Genomic DNA, 5458 nt, shown 5'->3' with positions numbered 1-5458 from the left:
CTATATTAGAATTGCATAAATTATCAACAATAACAATTGAATATCCACTATTTATTAGTGCTACAACCGTATGAGAACCAATATATCCCATCCCACCAGTAACTATAATTTTTTGAGTTTTCATTTACCTTATAATAATAAACGTTAAATTTACATTTATTTTTTAATAAATAAAATATTTTAATCTAAAATTAATAAATAAGTAAAAATTAAATTGTTTGAATTGCTTTAAATCTATTGAAGTTTATTGATTTAATACTTCATCTTCATGTTCCATTCTTTATTTAAAAAGTCAAGAAGTTTGCAGTAAATTAATCCATGAGTACCAACTCCATGGCCAACACCGTCTAAGATTACAGTTTGTACTTTACCTCTTTTATTTTTAATTGCTTTAGCAAAATGAATTGTTTGCATATAGTCTATTGTAGGGTCGGCTTTTCCGTGAAAGAGAAGTGAAGTAGGAGGAGGTGTTTTTATTTGATAAATTGCTGAAGCATTTTTCTTTTCTTCTCCACTAGTTCCTATAAATTTTCCTTTACCAAAACGTCCTAAACCTCTTTCATAAGCATTATAAAGTCCCCAATACCCAATATATGTAGCACATTCTGGCGTGTGTTGAGCAGCAATAGCTGATAAATGACCTCCTGCAGACCCACCTGATAGTGCCAATCTATCCATGTCAAATTGATAGTTATTTTTATTATTTCTAACCCAATCAATAGCATCCATAATATCACTCATGGTTTTTTTGAAAGTGCCACCGTTTTTAACAAGTCTGTATTGTACTCTCACGCAAGCAACACCTCTTTCTGCTAAAATTTTTGATTCTGGTAGTAATTTTGTTGGACTTCCATTTACCCAACCACCTCCGTGAATTAATATATCAACTGGAAATGGCCCTTTTACACCTTGAGGAATATCTACAAATAATTTAAGGTCTATACTATCTGTTTTTTTATAAATTATGGTATCAGTTTTAAAAGTGTAGGGCCCAGATGGTATTGGCAAATGTTTTCTATGAATTTCAGTTAGATTAAAATTAGCAAAATAAACTGTACCGTTTTTAGTTTCATTTATATTTTCAATTCTCTTTTCAACACCTTTGTCTTTTTTTCGAAAAGGGAAACCCGTCGGAAACATATAAACTTTATAAGTGCTACCTCCTTTATTACCCATCATAAATTCAAGGCTAAAATTTTCCCACTTTGATGATTTATTTAAGCGTATTAATCTTCTATTTAATTTTTTTTTGAAATTTTCTTCAATAATAACTATAGGGTTTAGATTAGCATTTCCCTTGTAATTAAATTTAAGTTTATAATACGTGTCCTCCTTAAAATTGATGATTTGGTAAAATCCTGAAGTTATATTTTTTAGGCTGTCTCTTTTTAAATATTTGATACTTTTCCCTAAAATACCTTTAGGAACTTCACTTGAAATTGAAAAGTTATTCGTTCCTACTACAGTCCAATTATTAAAATTATTTTGAAAATTTCCATTTTTTATGGTTTCAAAAACAGGTTCATTAAATGGTTTTAATTTTTGAGCTTTAACTTCAAGCACTAGTAAAAAGAAAATAAGAAGCGTAAATAAACTTTTTGTATTACACATAATTTGTAAAATAAAATACTAGTCACTTCCTTTAAAGCAAAAAAGAAAAATTATTATTTGCTATTTTGTAAACGGTAGTCTCAACCACTGTTCACAATAAAGATTAATTAACCTAAATTTTAACTGAAAAAAAAATTACAACTCGAAATTGTAGCCCTTAGCTATAAATTTATCAAATTTTTCGCGATTAAATTTATACAAAAAAGCTCCTTTTTTAGATCCTGTTTTATCTTTTTCTTCTGTTTTTGTTAAAATATCAAATGATAGTATTTTTTTTCTAAAATTTCTATCATCTAATTTTTTTTGATAAACACATTGATACAATATTTGCAATTGAGGAATTGTAAATTTTTCTGGAAGTAATTCAAAACCAATAGGTTGATATCTTGCTTTGGCTCTTAATTTATTAATAGCATCATCAACCATCTTTCTATGGTCAAAAATTAAATCAGGAATATTATCTAAATCAAACCAATGAGCATCATATTTTTCAACACTTTCTAATTCAAAAGCATCAATTCTAATTAAGCTATAATGCGCTACAGAAATTACACGTTCACCAGGGTCTCTATCAATATCACTATACGTTTGAAGTTCTTGCATGTAAATACCTTTAAGGCCTGTTGACTCTAAAAGAACTTGCTTTGCAGCATCATTTAAACTTAAATTTTCTTTAATAAATGCTCCAATTAAAGACCAGGCACCTTTTAAAGGCTCAACTTTTCTTTTGAAAAGTAATAATTTTAAATTTTCTGAATCAAAGCCAAAAATAATGCAGTCTACAGCTACTAATATTTTTTCTTGACCTTTATACACAAGTGAAGTGTCTAATAATTTCATACTATTTATTGAATCTTATATTATGTAAAAATATGAAATTTATTTCAGTTTTAACTTTTCGGTATTATTATAGTCTTTACCTCTTATTTTTTCAAAAGAGAGAAGCATTTCTTTTAATTTTTCTTTATTAGTTTCAGCTAAATTATTTTGTTGACCAATGTCTTCTTTTAAATTGTATAGTTGAAATTTTTTAGAATTAGCAGTTTCAATATTTACAGATGTAACTATTTTTCTTCCTTTATATGGAGGTATCATTACCCAATCTCCTTGTCTAAATGCTGTTCTAGTAGTTGCTTCAATAATTAATTCTTCTCTTCCTTTTGCATTTTCACCTAAAAAAACATCTAATAATTCTTCACTGTCCTGCACAGTAACATCACTTCCAACTAACTTTGCCAACGATGCTAATACATCTACTTGAGATACCAATGCATCAGAAGTAAAAGGTTTTATAGTACCTTTCCAATATGTAAAAAATGGCACGTGGGTACCTGCTTCAAACAAACTATATTTACCACCTCTAAAAGGACCTGCAGGAGTATGATTTCCTAATTTTTCAACAGCATCATCATAATATCCATCGTTTAAGACTGGGCCATTATCACTTGTAAAAACTATTAATGTATTTTCTAATAAGCCTTCTTTTTCAAGTGTTTTTACAAATTCTCCAATACACCAATCAGCCTCTAAAATAACATCTCCTCTTGGACCTAAACCAGATTTCCCAACAAAACGTTCATGGGGTGTACGTGGTACATGAGGTTGTTGCATTGCATAATACAAGAAAAATGGTTTGTTTTTATGCTTTGTAACATACTCTTGAGCTCCTTTTAAAAAAGTATCTGCCATATCTTCATCTCTCCAAAGTGCTGTTTTACCACCTTTCATATAGCCAATTCTTGGAATACCGTTTACAATACTGCTATTATGCCCGTGATGCCACTTTAATTTTAATAGTTCTGGATTTTTTTTACCCGTAGGCTCTCCTTCAAAATTCTTTCTATAATTAACTTCAATGGGATCATTTGGATCTAAACCAACAACATCTCCATTTTCTATATAAACAGTAGGTACTCTATCTTGTGTTGCAGCCATGATGTATGAATAATCAAAACCTACTTCGTTTGGCCCAGGACTTACTCTCTCGTTCCAATTAACATTTCCACTTCCAAGACCTAAATGCCATTTACCAACAATACCCGTATAATACCCCTTTTCTTTTAACATTTTAGGAAGAGTCATTTGCTCTGTACCAATAATTAAAGGTGCTGTTCCAGGTAAAATTTTTGCTTTCTTTTCTCTCCATGGATATCTCCCTGTGAGTAAAGCATACCTACTTGGTGTACACGTTGCTGAAGTTGCATAACCATTGTTAAAACGTACTCCTTCATTTGCTAATTTATCTAAATTTGGTGTTTTAATTTCAGTCGCTCCGTTAAAACCAACATCACCATATCCTAAATCATCTACATAAATTACAACAATATTTGGTTTTTTTTGTTCTTCAGATGCTGTTTTAGTGTTTTCATTTTGATCTCCTTTATTCTTACAAGCGTTAAAAGCTACAAGGATGCATATTAAAATAAGTTTTTTCATTAGTTGTTTTTTATAGAAAATTTAAAAATTGTTGCTTGATAATATTCTTGTTCGGGTGATAAAACTGATGATGGAAATGTTGGTTCATTAGGCGAATTTGGGAAGAATTGAGTTTCCAAGCAAAATGCATGTTGATTTTCAAAGATGCTGCCTATTTCCTGTTTAGTTGCTTTGTTTAAAAAATTACCAAGATATAATTGAACACCTGGTTTTGTAGTATAAACTTCCATTTTTCTTCCGCTTTCTTCATCAAAAACTATTGCAGCTATATTGTTGGTTGTTTTGTTGAGTACAAATGTATGATCGTATCCAGATGCTAACTGTAATTGTATATTTTCTTCATTAATATTCTCTTCAATTTTAGTTAATTTAGAAAAATCAAAAGGAGTGTTCTTTACAGGTTTAAGATTTCCTTTTGGAATTAAATGCTCGTTTATTGGAAGAAAATAATCTGCATTAATTTTTAAATTATGATTTAATACTGATGAATTGGAATTTCCTGTTAGGTTAAAATAGGAGTGCTGAGTTAAGTTTACTATTGTTGTTTTATCAGTAGTAGCAAAATATTCAACTTTTAATTCATTAGCATTAGTAAGTTTGTATATAACTTTAACAGTTAAGTTACCAGGATAACCTTCTTCCATATTTTTGCTTAAATAGGATAATTCTAAACCTACAAAATCTTCTCCTTCAATAGGTTTTGTATCCCAAATAGCTTTATTAAATCCGTTGACGCCACCGTGTATATGGTTACCATTTTCATTTATAGACAATTGATACTCTTTTGCATTTAACGTAAATTTCCCTTTTGCTATTCTATTACAAAATCTACCTACAATTGCTCCAAAATAACCTGGATATTTAATGTATTCATCTAAATTATCAAAACCCAAAACTATATTTTCTGTAATTCCATTTTTGTTAGGTACTTTTAATGAAGTTATAATACCTCCATAATTTGTTATTTTGGCACTAATTCCATTTGAGTTTTTAAGTGTAAATAAGAGTATTTGTTTAGAATTTATTTTCCCAAACGGGTGAGCTTCTATATTCTTACTTAAAGTGTCTTTTGGTGCTATGTTATTATTTTGAGTCATTAATAATTGTAACTTTTTTAGGGTTGAATTAATGTTATTACTTTGTATATTTTTCTTTTTACAAGAAATGAATCCTATAAAGAAACATAATAAGATGAGTTTTTTCATTAAGTTATTTTATTAGAATTCTAAACAATTAAAACTTATCTTGTTATTTAATTTATTTCAGAAAGTTATCCGAACCAATTATTCTAAGTATTTATTCATCTTTAGTTTTTTAGGGGTTCTTCATTCCAAATATCTGTTCTAAATGATGTGGCTGGTAGGCCTTCTGTATTAAATAATGTACCTTTTACACAATTTTTAAATGCATA

5 protein-coding genes are annotated in these 5458 nt (G+C 29.0%); all 5 read right to left on the bottom strand.

All coding sequences use genetic code 11. From position 1 onward, the window contains the following. A partial coding sequence (locus tag GQ540_RS03125; protein ID WP_291797201.1) for an NAD-dependent epimerase/dehydratase family protein occupies nucleotides 1–124 on the bottom strand: 124 nt, incomplete at its 3' end. 128 nt (nucleotides 125–252) lie between these two features. After that, complete coding sequence (locus GQ540_RS03120) at nucleotides 253–1611, bottom strand: alpha/beta hydrolase (protein WP_291797199.1); 1359 nt, start codon at nucleotides 1609–1611, stop codon at nucleotides 253–255. A 135-nt stretch (nucleotides 1612–1746) separates the two neighbouring features. Further along, nucleotides 1747–2451, bottom strand: coding sequence for an NUDIX domain-containing protein (locus GQ540_RS03115; RefSeq protein WP_291797196.1), 705 nt, complete (start codon nucleotides 2449–2451; stop codon nucleotides 1747–1749). Nucleotides 2452–2490: 39 nt separating this feature from the next. After that, nucleotides 2491–4047 (bottom strand): arylsulfatase, encoded by a 1557-nt coding sequence (locus GQ540_RS03110; RefSeq protein WP_291797193.1) that lies wholly within the window; start codon nucleotides 4045–4047, stop codon nucleotides 2491–2493. After that, the gene (locus GQ540_RS03105; protein WP_291797189.1) at nucleotides 4047–5144 is read right to left on the bottom strand and encodes an aldose epimerase family protein; all 1098 of its coding nucleotides are present in this window, start codon (nucleotides 5142–5144) and stop codon (nucleotides 4047–4049) included. The genes GQ540_RS03110 and GQ540_RS03105 overlap by 1 nt, the downstream gene beginning before the upstream one ends. Nucleotides 5145–5458: the final 314 nt, after the last annotated feature.

The organism is Lutibacter sp., assembly GCF_013139515.1.
Lineage (GTDB): Bacteria > Bacteroidota > Bacteroidia > Flavobacteriales > Flavobacteriaceae > Lutibacter.
This window is presented reverse-complemented; position numbering and strand designations above follow the sequence as displayed.

What these genes read in the sequence shown, in the direction of transcription:
- GQ540_RS03120 (WP_291797199.1), bottom strand. Translation starts at nt 1,611, where the DNA reads ATGTGTAATACAAAAAGTTTATTTACGCTTCTTATTTTCTTTTTACTA.
- GQ540_RS03115 (WP_291797196.1), bottom strand. Translation starts at nt 2,451, where the DNA reads ATGAAATTATTAGACACTTCACTTGTGTATAAAGGTCAAGAAAAAATA.
- GQ540_RS03110 (WP_291797193.1), bottom strand. Translation starts at nt 4,047, where the DNA reads ATGAAAAAACTTATTTTAATATGCATCCTTGTAGCTTTTAACGCTTGT.
- GQ540_RS03105 (WP_291797189.1), bottom strand. Translation starts at nt 5,144, where the DNA reads ATGACTCAAAATAATAACATAGCACCAAAAGACACTTTAAGTAAGAAT.